The following is a 20318-nucleotide window of genomic DNA, read 5'->3' as shown; positions in this document are numbered from 1 at the left end:
GAACCAATTAATCATTATTAGGAGGTTTTTCACATGTCATTATCAGACACGCTTACTGAAGATTTAAAAACAGCTATGAAGGCTCGCGACAAGGTTGCGTTAAGTGTCATTCGAATGATCAAGGCAGCCCTGACCAACGAACGGGTCAAATTAGGTCATGATTTAAGCGATGACGAGGAATTAACGGTGCTGTCTCGTGAACTTAAGCAACGCAAGGAATCTCGCCAAGAATTTGCGGATGCAGGTCGTCAGGATTTAGTGGATGGCTTGGATGCTGAAATTAAATTGGTGGAGAAATATGCCCCAAAGCAGTTGAGCGAAGATGAAGTTAAGCAAATCGTCGCAGATACTGTTAGCGAAGTTGGTGCCAGTTCAATGGGCGACTTCGGTAAAGTGATGGGTGCTGTGATGCCTAAACTTAAGGGTAAGGCCGATGGCAGTCTAGTGAATCAGACCGTTAAGTCATTATTAAGTAAATAAGCGATACTAAAAAGGGACCGAGTGGTTGTTAAGCACAACTACTTGGTCCCTTTTTAATTAATCGGAAAGTGTTTTAATCACTAGTATGCCTGGGCTTGCAGACTAGCCATTAGTACTTCAATGCCAGCCTTTAAATCGGCTGAACAGGTATATTCATTAGGTGCGTGACTGATCCCGCCTTCACTAGGTACGAAAATCATCGTCGTAGGTGACACTTGATTCATAACGTAACTATCATGGCCAGCACCTGAAACCATGACCTGTGATGTGAGTCCTAATCGTTGAACGATTTGCTCATTTTGTGAAAGCAGGGTTGCGTCAAAGGTTGCCGGTTCATCCTTGACATATTGTTCAGTAGTCACTGTAATCTGGCCATCTTCAAGCTGGTCACTTGTTTTGTTAATAGCTTGTTCAAATTGGTCTAAGACTTGATTGTCAGCATGGCGAGCATCGATGGTAAACTGAGTTTTGCCAGGGATAACGTTGGCGGCATTGGGTATCACGTTTAATTGGCCAACTGTAAAGGTTAAACCATCGCCGATCTGCTGTGCAAACTCAGCTAATTTCGAAATCATCGTCACAGTGGTTTGCAGAGCATCGTGGCGATTGTTCATCGGTGTGGTTCCCGCGTGATTAGACTCACCTTGAATCGTTATCAGCCAACGTCGCTGACCGACGATACCGGCAACTAAGCCAATTTGTGCATGATTGTTAATGAGTCTTGGACCTTGTTCAATGTGCAGTTCGGTAAAGCTTTTCGGAAGCGATGGGTGTTTGATAAGGACATTTTTGAGAGATTGCAGCCTGGTAACGGCCTGTTGTCTAGCATCATCAAAGGTCCAACCAGTACCATCTTCCAATGAACCCGCCGATTCATGCAATGCGTAGAATTTGGAACCAGTGAAGGTCGCGTTGAAACGGCTGCCTTCTTCCTCGCTAAAAGAAATGAGACGAAGGGTGTGTTGCGGCGTTCCTAATTGTTTTTTTAGTGTCCTGATTGCTTGCAGACCACCAAGAACACCGTATAAGCCATCATATTTGCCACCATTAACCACGGTGTCCATGTGTGAACCGGCAGCAATTACTTGGTCATCCTTGCCAGGAAGATCCAGGTAGACATTTCCGTAGGTGTCAACCATCGACGTGAGGCCAATTTGCTGACCAAATCCAATGAGTTCCGACTGTGCAGCAATCCAATTTGGAGAATAGACCAAGCGATTTTGCCCCTCTGTACCATCAGAAAGTTGAATAATTTGCAGAAACTGGTGTTTAAACGTCAGCCAGTCGTTGGTTTCGCGAATCATTTGCTGAGGCCGGTAAGTGGGGATGAGGCAACGGCTCCGCGTTCAATAATCCGGCCAGGACCCGCCAAATAAGCTTTACGGCCAGCTTCAACACCAAGGCGAAAGGCTTCTGCCATCAGCGGAATGTTTTCCGCAGTCGCCATGGAAGTATTAGCCATAATCGCAGCAGCTCCCATCTCCATCGCTTCAGCCGCTTCACTTGGTCGACCGATTCCCGCATCGATGATCACTGGAACGTCTATTTCGTCAATCAAAATTTGAATCAAGTCTTTAGTAGCCAGCCCCTTGTTCGTGCCGATTGGGGCCGCCAAAGGCATTACCGTAGCAGCACCCGCGTCAACTAACTGTCTAGCAATGTTCAAGTCAGGTAAGACATATGGCATCACAATGAAGCCCTCGTTAGCTAATACTTCGGTGGCTTTAACGGTTTCATGGTTGTCAGGCATCAAATATTTTTTATCTGGAACAACTTCTAATTTTATAAAATTGCTGCCGCTAAGCTCTCGAGCTAATCGAGCCGTCCGAATGGCTTCTTCAGCATTAGTTGATCCTGAGGTGTTGGGTAAAATGGTGATCCCATCAGGAATATAGTTGAGGATGTTCTCCTCTGCTGAGTCTGTCCGGCGTAGGGCCATTGTAATGATTTGCGCCTTAGCTTGGTTAATGGCGGAATCAATCAAATCGTAGGAATACTTACCGGATCCAAGGATAAAACGTGAGGTGAACGTGTGCCCACCAATGGTGAGTAAATCTGCTTCTTCTGACATGTGTTTTCCTCCTAAATATTTGTTTCGCCTAAAATCAAACGGGTAATCATATTGGCTTCATGACCAGCAGCAATCATGACCCGTGGTGCCATGAGACCTTCAGCACCAGTAGTCGTACCGTCGCCTGTGATGTACAGGTTGGGGCGAACTTGCTTAGTTGTAATTGTATTGGAACTATGGGTACCAGCCATTCCAGTAGCCATCACCATCGGCTTGTCGGGGAAAAATTCACTGGCTGAATCTAACAGCATCGCTTTAGCACCGGGATTATCAAAGGCTTCACAGATAATGTCTGCGTCGGAAAAGAGCTCAGCAACGTTATCATGAGTGACCTCTTTTACCAGTGCGTTGATGGTGACAAATGGGTTAAACTCCTGCAAGTTTTGTTTAAGGGCGGTGACTTTATCCATACCGACCTGGCTAAGCTTAAATTGCTGGCGGTTTAAGTTGCTGAGTTCGACCTGATCAAAATCGATCAGGGTCAAATGGCCAACACCAATTCGAGCCAGTGCAATGGCGATGTTGGAACCTAAACCACCAGCACCGGCAATGGTAACGTGAGCTGCGGTTAAGCGGTCCGTGGAATCTGCGACGTTGCGGTCCTTCATCCCTTGATAAACGCTATCGATGGACATTCCTTGAATAGTTGGCTGCATGCACATCACTCCTTTAACGACCGCCGCCGACAAACGAAATGAGTTCCAGTTTGTCGTTCGGCTGAATTAGTGTTTGCTCGTACTCTGGACGATGAATAATCGTCCCATTCAACTCCACAACAACGTTATCTACCGGTGTCTGACGTTGTTGTAAAAAGGTGAGTAGGTTTTGGCCAGCAGCGTCCGCTAATGGCTCGCCGTTTACAGTAACCATAAAAAAGCCCCTTTCCGTTTGTCTACGAGGAAGGGGGTTCATCAATTTAGGCTCATGGTCCGTTCCTGCACGAAAAAAGACCTTTCGCACAGGAAGATCTTTGGACTGATAAGTCAGTAAAAGTTGTCTTCCTTCGGTAGTACAAACTACATCAGGTTCGATGGGTATATTCTCAGCCAATTGGCACCCCAGACGAACTAACGTTATTTAATTTTAAGTTTTGAGCCGGATTGCGACCCGTTGGTTATATTTATAAGCTAGAACGTTGTGGAAGTCAAGCAAGAAATATTCACGTGACAAGCACGTAACTTTTGGTTAGACTGTTTGCGAGTATTCGAAATTCAGTCAATCAGGAGGACATCATGACAATTAATAATCGACCGTTGTATTTAGTCACAGATGCATTGAACTATTCGGAGAGTGATTTTTTAAAGCGAATTGAAGCAGCCTGTCAGGGTGGCGTGGATCTTGTCCAACTGCGTGAAAAAGACTTAACCAGTTTGCAATATTTTCAGCGAGCATATGCTGTCAAACAGATTACCGACAAATATCACATTCCTTTACTCATCGATGATCGATTAGATATTGCACAGGCAGTCAAGGCGGCAGGTGTGCACCTTGGTCAACAGGATTTGCCGGTGGCAATAGCTCGACAGATCTTGGGACCGGATGCCATTATCGGCGCTACAGCAAAGACGCTCGATCAGGCCTATGCAGCAGTTGAACAGGGGGCTGATTATCTGGGAGTCGGTGCCATTTTTCCAACGACTACTCACGTCGAAACCGTTCGAACGAGTGTTACTATGCTGGCAGCAATCAAACAAGCGGTCGACATTCCGGTTTACGCCATTGGCGGGTTAAACGTAAACAACGTAGAAGCGGTAAAGCCAGCTAGTGTTGACGGAGTGGCGGTTGTTTCGGCAATCATGAAGGCTGATGATCCATTGACTGCCACTCAACAGTTACGACAAAAAGTAACCGCAATTACACATTAAAAAATAGTCACTCAACTAGTATAATGAGTGACTATTTGCTATATACAAACGTATAATTGCTAGATACAATAATCCTTAGCGGCGGCGATGTTTAACAACCGTAAAGAAGTGTAAAATACTGGCTAACAACACAAAGAAAATCAGGACAAAGCTAGCATAGACGACCCAAAACTCACTGGCGGAGACCAAGTGGAATAAAAACTGGATACCCATTGTTAAAAAGGCCATTACGGCAATCATGCAGAAAAGTTCAATATAACGTTTCAATGTATTATCATCTCGTTTCGGTTTAGTGATTAGTTTGCTGCCCAAACGCTTACATTCTGCTAACTTAGTAGCTGGAATTTGTTTCATAAACAGAGTACCTGGTAGAACCAACTCTTTAATTTTGATTAGACCTGCAGCAGACATAATTTTGTCTATGGTCCGAAAGCTATTATCGGTAATGCCAGAGACAAAATTTTCAAATGTTCCGGCATAACAGCTGGTAATGCTCATATAGTGCTTATTTTCGAATCGATCAGGATGAGTGCCACCTTTGTGATCAAAACGGACTAGGCGCCCCCGCATGCAATCTAGAAAATCTTTCATTCTACCCGACAGGCCACCCCAATAAGTGGGCGCTGCTAAGATCCAGACGTCACTTTCCAGAAGCTTGTCAGTCAGTTGATCCAATATGGGATCGCGGTGATTAATTTGATCAGGGTGAAAATCGTAGTCCTCCAAGTAAATGGTTTCGGTTGTGTGGGGTGCGGGCACACCCTCTAAAACGGCCGACAGCATTTGAGCAGTTAAGCCGGTTTGCTTGTGAGCCCCAAGAATCCCAAGTATTTTCAAAATAGTCCCTCCTATCTAGGCAATATCATAACTCAAAAATGTTATATTTGGTGTGATAATTTTGTTATATGGTGATAAGTGAAATAGTGCTTATCAAGAAGTTAACAGCGGTCCAATCGCTTATGTAACACTTGTTCGAGCTTTTCTGGTTGCTTTGTCGTATAATGGTCTAAGAAATCTATTTTAATGTAAAGGGGTCAATAGTTTTTGGCTGACAATACGCAAACTGAAAAAGAATATATCCTAGCCAATCCGGAACAGGGAGTCGCCATTTTGGGTGCGCAAGATCACTTCGTTTCACTCTTAGAAGAAGGGTTAAACGTGACGATTCATCCATTTGGTAATTCCATTAAAGTTACCGGCGAGCCGTTTCAGGTTCAAAAGGCCATGGCCATTTTAAAAAATATGGATCAGCTCATCCAGCAAGGCATTCAGCTGAATAGTGCCGATGTGGTTAGTGCTATGAAAATGGCTGATAATGGTACTTTGGAGTACTTTTTAGATTTATACACCGAAACGCTGATCAAAGATGCTAAAGGTCGGGCAGTTCGGGTCAAAAACTACGGTCAACGACAGTATATTGATGCCATCAAACACAATGATGTGACTTTTGGCGTCGGCCCAGCCGGTACCGGTAAAACTTATTTAGCGGTGGTGATGGCAATTGCTGCGTTGAAACGCGGTGATGTGGAAAAGATCATTTTAACCCGTCCGGCCGTTGAAGCAGGCGAGAGCTTAGGCTTTTTGCCAGGCGATTTGAAGGAAAAGGTTGACCCTTACTTGCGGCCAATCTATGATGCCTTGTATGCAATTCTTGGTGCTGAACACACTAATCGTTTGATGGAACGTGGTGTCATTGAAATCGCACCGCTGGCCTACATGCGTGGCCGAACTTTGGACGGCGCGTTTGTGATTTTGGATGAGGCTCAAAACACGACGAATATGCAGATGAAGATGTTTTTGACCCGACTTGGTTTTGGCTCAAAAATGATTGTTAATGGTGATATTACCCAAATTGATTTACCACGTCATAGTCAAAGCGGACTGGTTCAAGCAATGGGGATATTGAAGAACGTTAACCATATCAACTTTGTCACATTTACCTCGGATGATGTTGTTCGTCACCCAGTTGTTGCTGCAATCATTAACGCTTATGAAGCCGTGGAAAATAAATAAGGACGAGTAGATAAAATATGGATTTAGAAATTTATGATGAGACTAAAAATGGGGTTCCCGAAGAACACGTTCAGTTAGTGAAAAATATTCTCGAATATGCCGGTAAGTATATTAAGTTAAAAGAAAACACCGAAATGTCAGTTACGTTCGTCAATAACGACCGAATTCAAGAAATTAATCGTGAATATCGTGGCGTTGACCGGGCTACCGATGTGATCAGTTTTGCCATTGAGGATAGTGCGGAAGATGATGAATTTCCAATTGTCATGGACGAAGCATTAGAAGAAGAAATTCCCGAAAACATTGGTGATATTTTTGTTTCTGTTGATAAAGTTGGCGAACAGGCAGAATACCTTGAACATTCCTATGAACGGGAACTAGGCTTTTTGGTTGTGCATGGCTTTCTGCACCTTAACGGCTATGACCATATGGAGCCAGAAGACGAAAAAGTGATGTTCAAACTACAAAGGGATATACTCGACGCTTATGGGCTTAAACGATAAACAAGTGAATAAAAATCGCAATTTTTTTCAGTCACTCATGCATGCTTTAGGTGGGGTCTATAGTTTAGTGTCCACCGAGCGGAATTTCCGCAAGCATATTACTTTAGCTGTTATTGCAATTATCATGGGTATTTGGCTCCAATTAACCATTAACGAATGGCTGTGGATTACCCTAGCTATTTTCGTCGTAGTCGTTGCCGAAGTCTTAAATACCGTGGTGGAGTCTATCGTTGATTTAATTGTTGGTCATCATTATCATGATGAAGCAAAGAAAGCTAAAGACGTTGCTGCTGGTGGCGTATTGATTGCAGCCATCTTTGCCTTGGTGATCGGCTGTTTGATTTTTATTCCGGAACTGATGCACGAATTTCATATTCACTTATAGGAGGAACGAAAATTTTGGATAATCCAAATTACCGTAGTGGTTTTGTGGCCATTGTTGGTCGCCCTAACGTTGGTAAATCAACTTTGCTGAATCGGGTGGTGGGGCAAAAAGTGGCCATCATGTCAGATAAACCACAAACAACACGTAACAAAATTCAAGGTATCTACACGACTGACGATGCTCAGATTGTGTTCATTGATACACCAGGAATTCACAAGCCCAAGAGCGAATTAGGTGACTATATGATGAAGTCTGCTTTATCTTCCTTGAATGAGGTTGATGCAGTCATCATGATGGTCAACGCTGAGCAACGGCGTGGTGCGGGTGATAACTTTATTATTGATCGGTTGAAGACCGTTAAAAAACCGGTCTATTTAGTGGTTAATAAGATTGATCAGATTACACCAGACGATTTGTTAGTGGTCATTGATCAGTACAAAGATGCTTTAAACTGGCAAGAAGTGCTACCAATTTCAGCCTTAGAAGGCAACAACGTTGAAGAACTTCTTAGCGAATTGACTGGTAAGCTACCAAAAGGGCCTCAATATTATCCTGAAGACCAGGTGACCGATCACCCAGAACGATTTATTGTTTCTGAATTGATCCGCGAAAAAATCTTTCAGCTGACCCGTCAGGAAATTCCTCACTCAGTTGCGGTTGTCATCGATAAGATGAGTCGGCAAAACGAACAGAAGATTCACGTCCAAGCGACGATTATCGTAGACCGACCAACGCAAAAGGGTATTTTGATTGGTAAGGGCGGCTCGATGCTGAAAAAGATTGGTACGTTAGCTCGGCAAGACATTGAAAACCTGCTAGGTGATAAAGTTTACCTGGAACTTTGGGTCAAGGTTGTGCCAGACTGGCAGGATAAGTCGTCAGCTTTACAATCTTACGGTTACCGTAAAGACGATTATTAGAATGTGGTGATCCAATGGCTGGACAACTCATGAACTTTCATGGCATTGTCATGTATCAAAAAGCGTACCGCGAGAGAGATATGCTGATCAAATTTTTCACTGAAGAAGCCGGTAAGCGGATGTTCTTTATTCGCGGTGCCAAGAAGCGCGGCTTTAAAATGACGGCTGACTTGCTGCCGTTTACGTATGGGGTGTACGCGGGGGATATTCGTCAACCGGGACTGTCCTTCATCAATGCGGCCAAGGATACTGCTAACTTTACTCACATTGGCCAGGATATCTCTAAGAACGCCTACGCCACATACATCATGTCACTGTTAGATATGGCAATCCCTGATGATCAGTTACTTGGTGGCTGGTATCAGCGCTTATTCCATGCGCTGTCGTTGATTAACGACGGCTTAGATGAAGCCATTATTTGCAACATTTTTGAGGTTCAAATCATGGGTTTATTCGGCGTTCAGCCTAATTTACGGCAATGCGTGATTTGTGGTCGGACAGACTTGCCCTTTGATTACTCTGAGTCTTATGGCGGTTTGCTGTGTCAAGCTCATTGGCATTTAGACCCTAATCGCTTGGATTTGGATCAGCGGACGATTTACTATTTGCGCCAATTTTCAGCAATTGATCTAACCAAGTTAAAGAACATTAGTGTCCATGAGGAAACTAAGCAGCATTTACGCCGTGCGTTGGACATGATTTATTCTGATACCATTGGTGTTTATCCCAAGTCTAAACGGTTTATTGATCAAATGATGAAGTGGAAACCGCTAGATAACTCGAAAAATGAATAAAGTAAAACGCCTGCAATTTTTCAACTGCAGGCGTTTTTTAATGGCAAAATACTTTTTTAAGCTGGGTCAGTTGCAACTAACCCACCAGCGACGTTGTCCATATTAGGCTTGTCGGTCTTAACAATCAGTTGCTCGTTGACGAAGGCCATTTCACCGATGTGACTCATTTCGCGGCCGTAACCAGATAGTTTAACACCACCAAATGGTAATTCTGGGAGCGTCACCATGAAGTTGTTAACAAAGACCATTCCAGTTTCGATTTGGGCGGCAACTTCTGCACCGTGGTCAGCATCGCCAGCAAAGACGATTCCACCCAGACCATAAGGGTTGTCGTTAGCCAATTCAATGGCTTCTTCTTCTGAATGAACTTTGTAAACGGCAGCAACCGGACCAAACATTTCTTCTGAGTAAGCAGGATTATTCTTGTCGATGTCGGTCAAAATGGTTGGCATGAAGAATTGGCCTGGTAAGTCGATTGGTTCGTTACCATAAACCAGTGTCGCACCAGCAGCGATGGCGTCGTCAACTTGTTTCTGTAGTTTAACTCTCGCCTTTTCGCGGTTCATTGGGGCCAGTGAAGTTGCGGGGTCTAGTGGATCACCAGGAACCACTTTACTAAATTTCTCTTTTAAGCCGTCCACGAACTGGTCGTAAACGTTGTCCATCACAATAAACCGTTTGGATGACGTACATACTTGACCGGTGTTATAAAGACGGGCGCGCCATGCAATATCAATGACATCATCCATGTTAGCATCACCTAGAACGATAAATGGATCCATCCCGCCAAGTTCCATGGTATTCTTTTTCAAGTTCTTACCAGCTGCTTCCGCAACGGCAGTACCGCCACGTTCTGAACCAGTCAAAGCAACACCTTGAACCCGTGGATCTTCAATAGCTTCAGTAACTTGATCATATGACAGAAACAGGTTAGTCAATGAACCTGCTGGTGCGCCAGCTTCAGCCACAATATCAGCAAACATTTGAGCACTAGTTGGTGTGTTAGCAGCGTGCTTTAAAATCATTGGGTTACCTACGATAAAGTTTGGCGCGAAGACCCGCATGATTTGGTAGTATGGGAAGTTCCACGGTTCTACCATCATGACGATACCGGTTGCTGAATGGCGAATTTCAGCTTGACCAGTAGCGATAGTCTCGATTTTTTCAGGTGTCAGGATTGCCTCACCGTGATCAGCAAACCAGTCGGCGATAATGGCAACCAGTTCAACTTCACCTTCGGATTCGCGAAGCAGTTTACCCATGTCGATCGTGCAGGCGCGTGCCAATTCTGCGGAATGCTCACGTAACTTAGCGGCAACGTTGTGTAAAATAGCGGCTCGCTCTGCGACTGGCTGTTTCCGGTTTTGCTTATAAAGCGCGTGGCCAGTTGCTAACGCAGCCTGTAATTCGTCTTCAGTAGCATAAGGATATTCTTTGACGACTTCATTGTTGTAAGGATTAATAGTTGCATAAGCCATTTGAAAATTCCTCCTTCTAGTTCGTAAGAAAACTAGTCATAAATAAAATTGGTTATCCATGGATAAGGCCTTTGATACGATTTAAAAATACGCTTTATTGTAGTCGCTTACAATTCTTTAGCTTGTGATTTTAAATACAAAATGGCTTTATGACAATTAAAACACACTAAAAATATTTCACAATATAACTAATCAACGTTAAATGGTTTACTCAAGCAATAGATAGAATGAAATTAATTGGTATAGTTCATACGAAGATGTCGGTCTCAAGGTGAGCTTTAATTCACCCTCAACCTCAAATACCAGTTATAATCAACGCAATAAGAGTAGATTGGGGGTTGTTAAAATGAGTGACACTCAGCCACGCCGGTGGTGGATACTGCTTTCAATTGGAATCTTTGCCTTTATGAGCAATTTGGATTCCAGTATCGTTAACGTTGCCATGCCGGTGATGGCAAAACAGCTGGTCATTCCCATGAATAAAATTGAATGGGTAGTGTCCATTTATTTGATCGTGGTAAGCGCATTATTGCTATTTTTCGGTAAATTAGGTGATATGTACGGCAAAATTAAAATCTTTCGTATTGGGACTGCCATTTTTATTCTCGGTTCCTTCATCTCAGGACTTCAGTGGACCTTCGAGTTCCTGATTTTAGGTCGGGTGATCCAAGGAATCGGCTCCGCAATGACTTTATCAAACACTTATGGCATTACCACCGCGACCTTTAATTTGAAGGAGCGGGGCAAAGCGATGGGGTTGATTGGAACTTTCGTGTCCTTTGGTGCAGTTGCTGGTCCAGGTGTTGGTGGATTAGTCCTGTCACATTTTAGTTGGGGCTATATCTTTTGGATCAACGTTCCACTGGGAATCTTTGCGATTATTCTGGGTCAAATTGTACTGCCCAAATCCACACCGGAATCAGCAGATAAAAAAATTGATTGGCCGGGTTCGGTTTCCTTTGCACTACTGATCGTCAGTTTATTTCTAGCAATTTTTTGGGGCCAAGAGGTGGGCTACTTCAAGCCCGTACCACTGGCCGGTTACGTGATTGCGTTGCTTTCAATCATCTGGTTCATTCGGGCGGAGCGTCGCAGCACGACACCATTGATGCCGTTGAGTATTTTCAAAATTAAACCATTCTCCTATGGCGTTGGTGCTGCTGTTTTAATTTTCTTATCCAATTTTTTCACCGTAGTACTCATGCCATTTTATCTTGAGGACGCGCGTGGATTAAGTGCTGGTCAGGCAGGATTACTCATGATTATTTTCCCAGTTGTCACGATGATTGCTGGACCGATCGGCGGCGTGCTAGCTGACCGGTTTAATCCAGCAAAAATTGTCACGCTGGGACTCAGTACCGTGGCGCTGTCACAGCTTGGATACTGGTTTTTGGACCTCCACAGTTCGCTGTGGGTTTACGGAATCATTACGGTGATCATGGCGACGGGGACCGGTTTATTCCAGTCACCAAACAGTGATATTGTCATGTCAGTGGTGGATAAGGATCAGCTGGGCAGCGCTGGTAGTATTAATGCGCTGGCGCGAAACGTCGGCATGGTTTCGGGGACCGCGCTGTCGACCACGGTGCTGTTCAGCGTGATGAGCTTCATTGCTCACACTAAGGTCACCACGTATCTGCCGAGTCAGCCACAACTATTTATTACCGGGATGCACGTGGCGTTTACCGGATCGTTCATTTTTATTGTGCTGGCCATCTTGCTTTCGCTAAAGCAGGGCGAATTAGACTTAAAGTAATTCTGCAATCCCGATTGACTTTTATTTTGTAGACGCTTAGAATAATGAGGAATTGAATAGTGATCGGCAATGAAAAAAGAGGGTTGGTTCAACGGTTAAACAGCGACTTCGGGATAGGTGAAAGCCGGAGTAATCGTGAACCAATTGGCACTTTTAGAGCTGGCGCAAACGAAGCTGCTGGGAGATTCCCAGAAGTAGGGTGGAACCGCGAAAATAAACTTTCGTCCCTATGTAGGTCTACAAGACTACATTGGGACGTTTTTTTGTGCCGTTTGTCCCTCGTCATTGCCATCACACAATAGGAGGATATTCATTTTGACCAAGAAATTGTCAATGCAACAAATTATCTTGACCTTGCAGCAATATTGGTCCGCACAGGGCTGCATGCTGATGCAGGCTTACGATACCGAAAAGGGTGCCGGGACCATGAGCCCTTACACCTTTTTGCGGGCAATCGGCCCAGAACCTTGGAACGCGGCTTATGTAGAACCATCACGGCGGCCAGCGGATGGCCGGTACGCTGAAAACCCTAACCGGTTGTACCAACACCACCAGTTCCAAGTGGTCATGAAGCCGTCACCAGAAAACATTCAGGACTTATATTTAAACAGTTTAAAGGAATTGGGTATTGATCCCTTGGAACACGATATTCGCTTCGTTGAAGATAACTGGGAAAACCCATCAATGGGCTGTGCCGGTGTTGGTTGGGAAGTATGGCTTGATGGGATGGAAGTCTCACAATTCACTTACTTCCAAATAGTTGGTGGTCTAGAAGTAGATCCCGTCACTTCAGAAATCACCTATGGTCTCGAACGGCTAGCTTCATACATCCAAGACGTTGACAGTGTCTTCGACTTGGAATGGGGCGACGGTGTCATGTACGGCGATATTTTCCGTGAACCCGAAATCGAACATTCAACTTACAGTTTTGAAAAGAGCAACCAAGAAATGCTGCTGCAGATGTTTGACGACTACGAAGCTGAAGCTAAAAAGCAGATTGCGAATGGTCTGGTTCACCCAGCATACGACTACATCTTGAAGTGTTCACACACCTTTAACCTGTTAGATGCCCGGGGTGCCGTTTCCGTTACTGAACGGGCCGGTTACCTTTCTCGGATTCGTCGGATGGCGCACAGTGTTGCCAGAGCCTTTGTCGCTAAACGGAAGGAATTTGGCTTCCCGTTGATCAAGGATGAAGAAAAACGGCAAGCATTATTAGCAGACGGGGAGGACAAGAAGTAATGGCACATACATTTTTACTTGAAATTGGTTTGGAAGAGATGCCCGCTCACGTTGTGACGCCAAGCATCCAGCAATTAGTTCAAAAAACCAAGAAGTACCTCAAAGAACAACGGATTAGCTTTGATGACATCAAGTCGTTTTCAACGCCACGCCGGTTAGCCGTTCAAATTAGCGGTTTAGCTAACAAGCAGCCTGATATCGATGAAGAAGTCAAGGGACCAGCTAAGAAAATTGCCTTGGATAAAGAGGGTAATTGGTCGAAAGCTGCTCAAGGATTTACTCGTGGCCAAGGGGTCACGGTGGACGACATTACCTTTAAGGAATTAAAGGGAACCGAATACGTCTACGTTCAAAAACACATTGCTGGTCAGCCCGTGGAATCAGTCTTAGCTGGTTTGAAGGACGTCATTACCGGCATGACTTTCCCAACGATGATGAAGTGGGGCAGTTATCACTTTGAATATATCCGTCCCATCAAGTGGCTGGTTGCACTGTTAGATGACAAAGTCATTCCATTTAAGATCTTGGACGTGACGACTGACCGGGAAACTCGCGGTCACCGGTTCTTGGGTAAGACCATTACATTAGCGCAAGCTGCCGATTACGAAGCCGCTTTAACCAGCGAATTTGTGATTGCCGACGCTAAGAAGCGTAAGGCAGAGATTCAAAAGCAAATCGAAAAGCTGGCTGCGGATCATAACTGGGTGATCAAATTAAATCCAGATCTGCTGGAAGAAGTGACTAACCTAGTTGAATGGCCAACTGCTTTTGCTGGCGGTTTTGATGAAAAGTACCTCAAGATTCCAGACGAAGTGCTGATTACTTCAATGCGTGATCACCAACGGTTCTTCTACGTGCTGGATCAAAACGGTAAATTATTGCCGCACTTTGTTTCCGTTCGTAACGGGAACGCTGATCACATTCAAAACGTGATTGCTGGTAACGAACGTGTGCTGGCTGCCCGTTTGTCTGATGCGATGTTCTTCTATGAAGAAGATCAAAAGCAGACGATTGACGACTACGTTGAACGACTGAAGACAGTTAGCTTCCACGATAAGATCAGCACCATGTATGACAAGATGCAGCGGGTCGCTGTGATCGCCGCTAATCTAGGTCAAAAGCTTGGCTTGAATGATACCCAGATCAAAGATCTCGTCCGGGCAGCGCACATCTACAAGTTCGACTTAGTGACCGGGATGGTCGGCGAATTTGCGGAATTACAAGGGGTCATGGGTGAGAAGTACGCCTTATTAAACGGCGAAAACCCAGTGGTTGCTCAAGCAATCCGCGAACATTACATGCCAATTTCAGCCGATGGTGATTTACCAGAATCAACCGTTGGTGCGGTTTTAGCCATTGCTGATAAGATCGACAGTATTCTGACGTTCTTCGCAGCTGAGATGATTCCAAGCGGTTCTAACGATCCTTACGCACTGCGTCGTCAGGCTACCGGTATCGTGCGGATTATCCGCACCAACAAGTGGCACTTCAATCAGGAAATGGTGGCAGACGCTATTGACGCTGAAGTGAGCGCTAACGTGGCCCCTGATTTGGATCAAAAGGCTCAAATCAAAGCGGTTGGTGACTTCTTGCGTGACCGGATCAAAGTGACGTTGCTCGGTGAGAAGGTTAAACATGATATTGTGGACGCCGTTATTGGCGGACCCAACACCGACTTACTGGATAACTTCACGGTTGCTCAAGTGCTGACTGATCACCAAAACGATGATGATTTCAAGGGCACCATCGAAGCATTGACTCGGGTTCTGCGGATTGCTCAAAAGGCAGATAAGGCCAAAGTAACAGCGGTTGATACCAGCTTGTTTGATAATGATAGTGAACCCAAGCTTCACGATGCTGTGGATCAAGTTGCAAAGCAAGCCTCAGAATTAGATATTCCGGCTTACTACAACGCCTTAGCAGCCCTGAAGCCAGTGATCAATGATTACTTTGAAGCAACCATGGTCATGGCGGATGATGAAGCCGTTAAGAATAACCGTCTTAGCCAGTTAAGCCAGCTGTCTGACTTGATCTTACGCCTTGGCGATCTTAACCAATTAATCGTTAAGTAGTTGATGCTCAATTGGTCTAAGGCCCGGCTAGCCCAGTCTGGCCGTGTTACTCGACAATAAGGTCAAAAGTGATATAATTAAGATACGCTATTAATGAAACTGAAATCAAATACCAGCTTGAGCGGCGGAGGCTCAGGCTGGTTTTTTGTTGTGGAAATTTTGGCTTTGGTTCCATAAAGGTAAAGTTACTGATCTGGCGTACGCTAAAATTAAAACACTTGCATAGATAAATAGTTATAGTTTAAACACATTTAAGATTGACCCCAACATATCATGACTTGTATAATTAATCAGTTACTAATTTAATAATAACGGATTATTACTCGTCTGTTTGGGAGAAGATAAAATGTCGAAAGTGTTCAAGACGGTACTGTCATTGATTGTGGCCGTCACAATTTTAGCAGTACCAGTAAGCGTTACTGGAGAACCAAGCAATGCCAATGCAGCCACGATGGTTTACGTCACAAGGACAGGTAAGCATTATTTTTATCATCGGCATAACCGTGGACTAAACCGAGCCCGAAAAGTATTTAAGGTTAGTTTGCAAACCGCTAAACGTAGGGGCTTGACGCTAGCTGCAACGGATCAAGCCACTGCTCACCATAAGTCGACGCATCATCGTCACGTTAAGCGTCGGCCAGTTGTTAAACGAGTATCCGTTAAACATATCAAGCAGGCTAAAGCCAGTGCTTCAGGACTGCAAAAGCTCAACTATCACGGGCAGCAGATCGTGATCATTAACCATAATCAGCCAAAGTTAAACCGATTGAGCATTAAGAAGGGTGCTTGGCAACATTATGGTAATTTGGATCGGTTAAACAGGGTGACTACGGCGGATGCGATGTTGAACAAACGGCTGATGCCACATACTGAACGGCAACCGTTATACGTTAACCCTACCGGCTGGCACAATAAACATGGTCATGGTGGTTGGCTTTACAACCGAAGTCACTTAATTGGCTATCAACTCACGGGTCAAAATAACAATCTGAAAAATCTCATGACGGGGACCCGATCACTGAACGCTCCCGGTATGGAAAAGTATGAAAATCAGGTGGCTAGCTATTTACGAAGCAGCCGGTCACATTACGTCCGCTACGAAGTTAAACCGGTATTTGCTGGTAATAACTTGTTAGCAAACGGGGTAGAGATGCAAGCTGAATCAATTGGTAGCCGTGCGATTCGGTTCAACGTCTATATCTTTAACGTTCAACCAGGTTTTCGGCTGAATTATCGGACGGGTACCAGTAAGGCTGCCTGAACCTTTAATCAATAGGCTCCAATTTTGGGTTGAGTAGTTCGCTTAGAAAAGTATCAGGTTCATAACGAGATTTTACGTAAAATGGCATCCAGAATTTTCAACATTCTGGATGCTTTTTTGTATCCTTTGTCCCAAATTATTGTTTTTTGTCCCAGACCGTGTTACTCTTTTAGAGAGGTGATGGAGATGAAGAAAAGGGACATAATCAAATTAATCCAGTATCACTATGACAAGGACGAAATTCAGTTTCGGGCAACTGCCAATGATATTGCTAGAAGCTTTGATGAAAATGGCGATCATCAACTAGCTGAATATGTCATGTCATTTCTGTCTGATGTGAATACTTTTGTGCCTCAATCGGTTACGTTTGAAAGTCAGTTTGTTAACGCGGTGGATGTTGGGACTTCTTCCTTACCATTGCCGACTTTAATTGCTGAGGACATTAAGGGGATTATCAATGCTGTAAATCATCGTGTTGGAATTAATAAATTTCTCTTTGAAGGTGAACCAGGTACTGGTAAGACTGAGTCTGCCAAACAGGTTGCGAGATTGCTGAACCGTTCACTTTACTTGGTTGATTTCAATCAATTGATCGATAGCAAGATGGGACAGACAGCTAAAAATATCGCAATTGTCTTTAATGAAATCAATCGGATGCCTAACCCTTCAAATGCCGTAATTCTGTTTGATGAAATTGATGCAATCGCATTGGATCGAGTAAATAATAACGATATCCGGGAAATGGGCCGGGCAACTTCCAGCATGTTGAAAGCCTTGGATAACGTCAATAGTGACGTGGTCATTATCGCCACCACTAACTTGTACAATAAGCTGGATAGGGCGTTTAGACGCCGTTTTGATACAGTCATCAGTTTTGATCGTTACTCAAAATCAGATTTGCTAGAGGTGGCAGAGGTATTACTCACAAATGATCTTAAGAGCTTTAAGGAAGCTGGCAGAGATACAAAACTGTTCAGAAAGATACTTGATACAGCTAAAAAGCTTCCCAATCCAGGTGAATTAAAAAATATCATTAAAGTGGCACTAGCATTTAGTGATCCTAGCAAGCCGTTTGATTATCTTATCAGAATATACAAGGACACTCATCAGGTTGATCAAATTAGCATGGTTGACTTAAAAGATGAAGGTTTTACTGTGAGAGAAATTGGAGTATTGACTGGCACTTCAAAAAGCCAAGTTGCTAGAGAATTAAGAGGAACAGAAAATGAATGATGTTTTAACTCTAAAGGGAAAATTTAAGCAGCGTAAAAATAATAGTCGTCCTGGAGCCTCACAATTACCGGCGAAACAGTCAGTCGACACGAAACGCATTTTATCACTCATTAACGACTTGGAGCAGATGAAGGAATATTGGGCAAAACAAGATGTTCTACCGAAGATGCTGATCAGTGCCTACTATACTAAAATAGCTGCCAAATCAAATAGGCTTCAAGCTTTTTTTGGCCAAGGGATATCAGCTAACTCTAAGATTGTCGGTGCTAAGTTTGGTAAAAATACCGATGGAAATAAAAGACACATCATCACATACTTTGTATCTGCTGAAGATGTTAATCAGACTATTGATTACGCCCGTGAAACAGTGAAAGTTTTGGATGATCACTTTGCCGGGAAAGCTACTGCAGACGTTTTTAATAAAGATGATACCTACAAACAGATTGATTTTAGTCGGTACGATATCTCCAAATCGAAGTTTCGGGACTATGTTGTAGACGCCTATTATGTTGAACGCTTTGACGTAGAAGAAGCCGATATTTCAACTGAACAAAGTGCAATTATTACATTGTACGACACAGGTAAAAATGCTATTTCACTGCTAGGGGAATTAGGAATCAAGGTTTACAACAGTCGTATGTTGGATGACCAAACCGTGCTCTTAGATCGAGATTCACTAAGTGTTTTGATGCAGCAGGCACCTTATTTAATTTCGATGTCCACTGAGGATATGTCTGAACTAGCTCCTAGTGATTTTAGTGATACAAATGAACAGCCAACGGCTCAGATTCCGGCACCAAGTGATGAACCAACAATTGGTGTTATCGACACATTATTCGATGAAAATGTCTACTTTAATCAGTGGGTTAGTTATAAGGACTTGTTAGATCCTAGTATTCCTCGTGAGCCAGATGATTATCGACATGGTACGGAAGTCAGTTCGATTATTGTTGATGGTCCGACTTTAAACCCAGAGCTGGATGATGGTTGCGGCCGATTTAAAGTTAAGCATTTCGGGGTTTCAACCCACCGTCAATTCAGCTCGTTTTCGGTAGTCAAAGCCATTCAAAGCGCAGTAATTGAGAATCCCGAAATTCACGTTTGGAATTTGTCGTTAGGGTCCAATGCCGAGGTCAATCAAAACTTTATTTCAGCTGAAGGAGCTATTCTGGATAAAATCCAGTACGAACATAACGTGATTTTCGTCATTGCAGGAACCAATAAAAATCCAGAAGAAGAGATGCGACGAATTGGTGCACCAGCTGATTCAATCAACTCAGTAGTGGTTAATTCAGTAGGTATGGATAAGTTACCTGAAAAATATTCCCGAGAAGGCATTGTATTGTCGTTCTTTACCAAGCCGGATGCCAGTTATTACGGTGGTGATCAGATAAACCCAATGCGGACAGTCAACTCTTATGGTGAGGCCTTGGTTTCTGGAACTTCTTTCTCAGCACCGTGGATTGCCAGAAAGATGGCCTATATGATCGATATATTAGGTCTTAGCCGGGAAGTTGCTAAAGCACTGTTGATTGACGCAGCAATCGGCTGGGAAAATGAAACGGATTTTGAGACACTCAGCCTACGCGGTAATGGCGTGGTTCCAGTCAGAATTGAGGATGTCCTGCATAGTAAAGACGATGAAATCAAATTTGTCATCGAAGGTGTTTCGGAAATGTGGGATACCTATACGTATGATTTACCTGTGCCTGTCGTTAACGATAAACAACCGTTTAATGCGAAAGCCACACTTTGTTACTTTCCAAAGTGCTCTCGCAATCAAGGTGTAGATTATACCAATACCGAGTTTGATTTCAAATTTGGCCGAATTAATAACAAATCTACAATCAACGACATCAATCAAAACACCCAAACTGAAATTAATAGTCGTATTAAAGAAGAAGATGCCCGTAAACTCTTCAGAAAATGGGATAACGTCAAACATGTCAGTGAAACATTGAAGTCAAATCCACGGCCCAAGAAAGTTTATGACAACCCAATGTGGGCAATTAGTGTAAAAACTAAGGAACGTTTGGATAATCGCGATGGTGAACACACTCGATTCGGCATTGTTATCACACTTAAGGAAATGAATGGGGTAAACCGCATTGACGATTTTATTCAGCAAGCCAGCTTAAAAGGCTGGCTGGTTAATCGCATCGATGTTGAGAACCGGGTTGAAGTTTATAACCAGGCGGAAGAGGATATTGATTTGGAGTAACAGTTTTGAGCATATATAGTTGCT

General features: G+C 43.8%; 19 protein-coding genes and 1 riboswitch. Of the genes, 13 read left to right on the top strand and 6 right to left on the bottom strand.

What is annotated here, in order from left to right:
• The first annotated feature begins 33 nt into the window (after positions 1-33).
• Positions 34-480, top strand: coding sequence for a GatB/YqeY domain-containing protein (locus tag HC026_RS01080; RefSeq protein WP_168924136.1), 447 nt, complete (start codon positions 34-36; stop codon positions 478-480).
• An 80-nt stretch (positions 481-560) separates the two neighbouring features.
• Here the strand turns inward: HC026_RS01080 and HC026_RS01075 are convergent, their stop codons facing one another.
• Genes HC026_RS01075 through thiS form a run of 4 tightly spaced genes read right to left on the bottom strand, consistent with a single transcriptional unit; the run spans position 561 to position 3421 of the window.
• Positions 561-1784: a Zn-dependent hydrolase gene (locus tag HC026_RS01075; RefSeq protein ID WP_168924135.1), complete on the bottom strand. Its 1224-nt coding sequence runs from the start codon at positions 1782-1784 to the stop codon at positions 561-563.
• Positions 1781-2551, bottom strand: a complete 771-nt coding sequence (locus HC026_RS01070) for a thiazole synthase (protein ID WP_168924134.1) — start codon at positions 2549-2551, stop codon at positions 1781-1783. Before HC026_RS01070 ends, HC026_RS01075 begins: the two co-directional genes overlap by 4 nt.
• Positions 2552-2562: 11 nt before the next feature.
• A complete protein-coding gene (thiF, locus tag HC026_RS01065) occupies positions 2563-3207 on the bottom strand; it encodes a sulfur carrier protein ThiS adenylyltransferase ThiF (protein WP_168924133.1) in 645 nt (214 codons plus the stop codon).
• 13 nt (positions 3208-3220) lie between these two features.
• Positions 3221-3421, bottom strand: coding sequence for a sulfur carrier protein ThiS (gene thiS, locus HC026_RS01060; protein WP_168924132.1), 201 nt, complete (start codon positions 3419-3421; stop codon positions 3221-3223).
• Between the two features lie 111 nt (positions 3422-3532).
• Positions 3533-3622: riboswitch (TPP riboswitch) on the bottom strand.
• A 161-nt stretch (positions 3623-3783) separates the two neighbouring features.
• Here thiS and thiE point away from each other — a divergent pair.
• Positions 3784-4416: a thiamine phosphate synthase gene (gene thiE / locus HC026_RS01055; RefSeq protein ID WP_168924131.1), complete on the top strand. Its 633-nt coding sequence runs from the start codon at positions 3784-3786 to the stop codon at positions 4414-4416.
• A 75-nt stretch (positions 4417-4491) separates the two neighbouring features.
• Here thiE and HC026_RS01050 read toward each other — a convergent pair whose 3' ends face one another.
• The gene (locus HC026_RS01050) at positions 4492-5253 is read right to left on the bottom strand and encodes a flavodoxin family protein (protein ID WP_168924130.1); all 762 of its coding nucleotides are present in this window, start codon (positions 5251-5253) and stop codon (positions 4492-4494) included.
• A gap of 207 nt (positions 5254-5460) precedes the next feature.
• On the opposite strand from HC026_RS01050, the gene HC026_RS01045 reads away from it, so the two are divergent.
• Genes HC026_RS01045 through recO form a run of 5 tightly spaced genes read left to right on the top strand, consistent with a single transcriptional unit; the run spans position 5461 to position 9031 of the window.
• Positions 5461-6429, top strand: a complete 969-nt coding sequence (locus HC026_RS01045; RefSeq protein WP_168924129.1) for a PhoH family protein — start codon at positions 5461-5463, stop codon at positions 6427-6429.
• Between the two features lie 17 nt (positions 6430-6446).
• Positions 6447-6932, top strand: coding sequence for an rRNA maturation RNase YbeY (ybeY, locus tag HC026_RS01040; protein WP_168924128.1), 486 nt, complete (start codon positions 6447-6449; stop codon positions 6930-6932).
• Entirely contained in the window at positions 6916-7317 is a 402-nt protein-coding gene (locus HC026_RS01035) for a diacylglycerol kinase family protein (protein ID WP_168924127.1), read from the top strand. Before ybeY ends, HC026_RS01035 begins: the two co-directional genes overlap by 17 nt.
• A 14-nt stretch (positions 7318-7331) precedes the next feature.
• Positions 7332-8237, top strand: a complete 906-nt coding sequence (era, locus tag HC026_RS01030; RefSeq protein ID WP_168924126.1) for a GTPase Era — start codon at positions 7332-7334, stop codon at positions 8235-8237.
• Between the two features lie 14 nt (positions 8238-8251).
• Positions 8252-9031: a DNA repair protein RecO gene (gene recO, locus HC026_RS01025; RefSeq protein WP_168924125.1), complete on the top strand. Its 780-nt coding sequence runs from the start codon at positions 8252-8254 to the stop codon at positions 9029-9031.
• Positions 9032-9087: 56 nt separating this feature from the next.
• On the opposite strand, the gene HC026_RS01020 is transcribed toward recO, so the two are convergent.
• The gene (locus HC026_RS01020; RefSeq protein ID WP_168924124.1) at positions 9088-10509 is read right to left on the bottom strand and encodes an NAD-dependent succinate-semialdehyde dehydrogenase; all 1422 of its coding nucleotides are present in this window, start codon (positions 10507-10509) and stop codon (positions 9088-9090) included.
• Between the two features lie 346 nt (positions 10510-10855).
• On the opposite strand from HC026_RS01020, the gene HC026_RS01015 reads away from it, so the two are divergent.
• From HC026_RS01015 to HC026_RS00990, 6 genes are all read left to right on the top strand, one after another.
• Positions 10856-12265, top strand: a complete 1410-nt coding sequence (locus tag HC026_RS01015) for an MFS transporter (RefSeq protein ID WP_168924123.1) — start codon at positions 10856-10858, stop codon at positions 12263-12265.
• Positions 12266-12580: 315 nt separating this feature from the next.
• Positions 12581-13507 (top strand): glycine--tRNA ligase subunit alpha, encoded by a 927-nt coding sequence (glyQ, locus tag HC026_RS01010; protein ID WP_168924122.1) that lies wholly within the window; start codon positions 12581-12583, stop codon positions 13505-13507.
• Complete coding sequence (glyS, locus tag HC026_RS01005) at positions 13507-15579, top strand: glycine--tRNA ligase subunit beta (protein ID WP_168924121.1); 2073 nt, start codon at positions 13507-13509, stop codon at positions 15577-15579. Before glyQ ends, glyS begins: the two co-directional genes overlap by 1 nt.
• A gap of 346 nt (positions 15580-15925) precedes the next feature.
• Positions 15926-16840: a DNA/RNA non-specific endonuclease gene (locus HC026_RS01000; protein ID WP_408640959.1), complete on the top strand. Its 915-nt coding sequence runs from the start codon at positions 15926-15928 to the stop codon at positions 16838-16840.
• Positions 16841-17026: 186 nt separating this feature from the next.
• Entirely contained in the window at positions 17027-18073 is a 1047-nt protein-coding gene (locus tag HC026_RS00995) for an ATP-binding protein (protein ID WP_168924120.1), read from the top strand.
• Positions 18066-20294: a S8 family peptidase gene (locus tag HC026_RS00990; RefSeq protein ID WP_168924119.1), complete on the top strand. Its 2229-nt coding sequence runs from the start codon at positions 18066-18068 to the stop codon at positions 20292-20294. The genes HC026_RS00995 and HC026_RS00990 overlap by 8 nt, the downstream gene beginning before the upstream one ends.
• Positions 20295-20318 lie beyond the last annotated feature (24 nt).

This window comes from Secundilactobacillus angelensis (assembly GCF_012641075.1).
Taxonomy (GTDB): domain Bacteria; phylum Bacillota; class Bacilli; order Lactobacillales; family Lactobacillaceae; genus Secundilactobacillus; species Secundilactobacillus angelensis.
The sequence above is the reverse complement of the archived record's forward strand: the minus strand, read 5'-3'. Positions and strand labels throughout refer to the sequence as shown.

Bases quoted from the DNA above. Each gene is read 5' to 3' on its own strand.
- HC026_RS01080 (WP_168924136.1), top strand. From the start codon at position 34: ATGTCATTATCAGACACGCTTACTGAAGATTTAAAAACAGCTATGAAG.
- HC026_RS01075 (WP_168924135.1), bottom strand. From the start codon at position 1,784: ATGATTCGCGAAACCAACGACTGGCTGACGTTTAAACACCAGTTTCTG.
- HC026_RS01070 (WP_168924134.1), bottom strand. From the start codon at position 2,551: ATGTCAGAAGAAGCAGATTTACTCACCATTGGTGGGCACACGTTCACC.
- thiF (WP_168924133.1), bottom strand. From the start codon at position 3,207: ATGCAGCCAACTATTCAAGGAATGTCCATCGATAGCGTTTATCAAGGG.
- thiS (WP_168924132.1), bottom strand. From the start codon at position 3,421: ATGGTTACTGTAAACGGCGAGCCATTAGCGGACGCTGCTGGCCAAAAC.
- thiE (WP_168924131.1), top strand. From the start codon at position 3,784: ATGACAATTAATAATCGACCGTTGTATTTAGTCACAGATGCATTGAAC.
- ybeY (WP_168924128.1), top strand. From the start codon at position 6,447: ATGGATTTAGAAATTTATGATGAGACTAAAAATGGGGTTCCCGAAGAA.
- HC026_RS01035 (WP_168924127.1), top strand. From the start codon at position 6,916: ATGGGCTTAAACGATAAACAAGTGAATAAAAATCGCAATTTTTTTCAG.
- recO (WP_168924125.1), top strand. From the start codon at position 8,252: ATGGCTGGACAACTCATGAACTTTCATGGCATTGTCATGTATCAAAAA.
- HC026_RS01020 (WP_168924124.1), bottom strand. From the start codon at position 10,509: ATGGCTTATGCAACTATTAATCCTTACAACAATGAAGTCGTCAAAGAA.
- HC026_RS01015 (WP_168924123.1), top strand. From the start codon at position 10,856: ATGAGTGACACTCAGCCACGCCGGTGGTGGATACTGCTTTCAATTGGA.
- glyS (WP_168924121.1), top strand. From the start codon at position 13,507: ATGGCACATACATTTTTACTTGAAATTGGTTTGGAAGAGATGCCCGCT.
- HC026_RS01000 (WP_408640959.1), top strand. From the start codon at position 15,926: ATGTCGAAAGTGTTCAAGACGGTACTGTCATTGATTGTGGCCGTCACA.
- HC026_RS00995 (WP_168924120.1), top strand. From the start codon at position 17,027: ATGAAGAAAAGGGACATAATCAAATTAATCCAGTATCACTATGACAAG.
- HC026_RS00990 (WP_168924119.1), top strand. From the start codon at position 18,066: ATGAATGATGTTTTAACTCTAAAGGGAAAATTTAAGCAGCGTAAAAAT.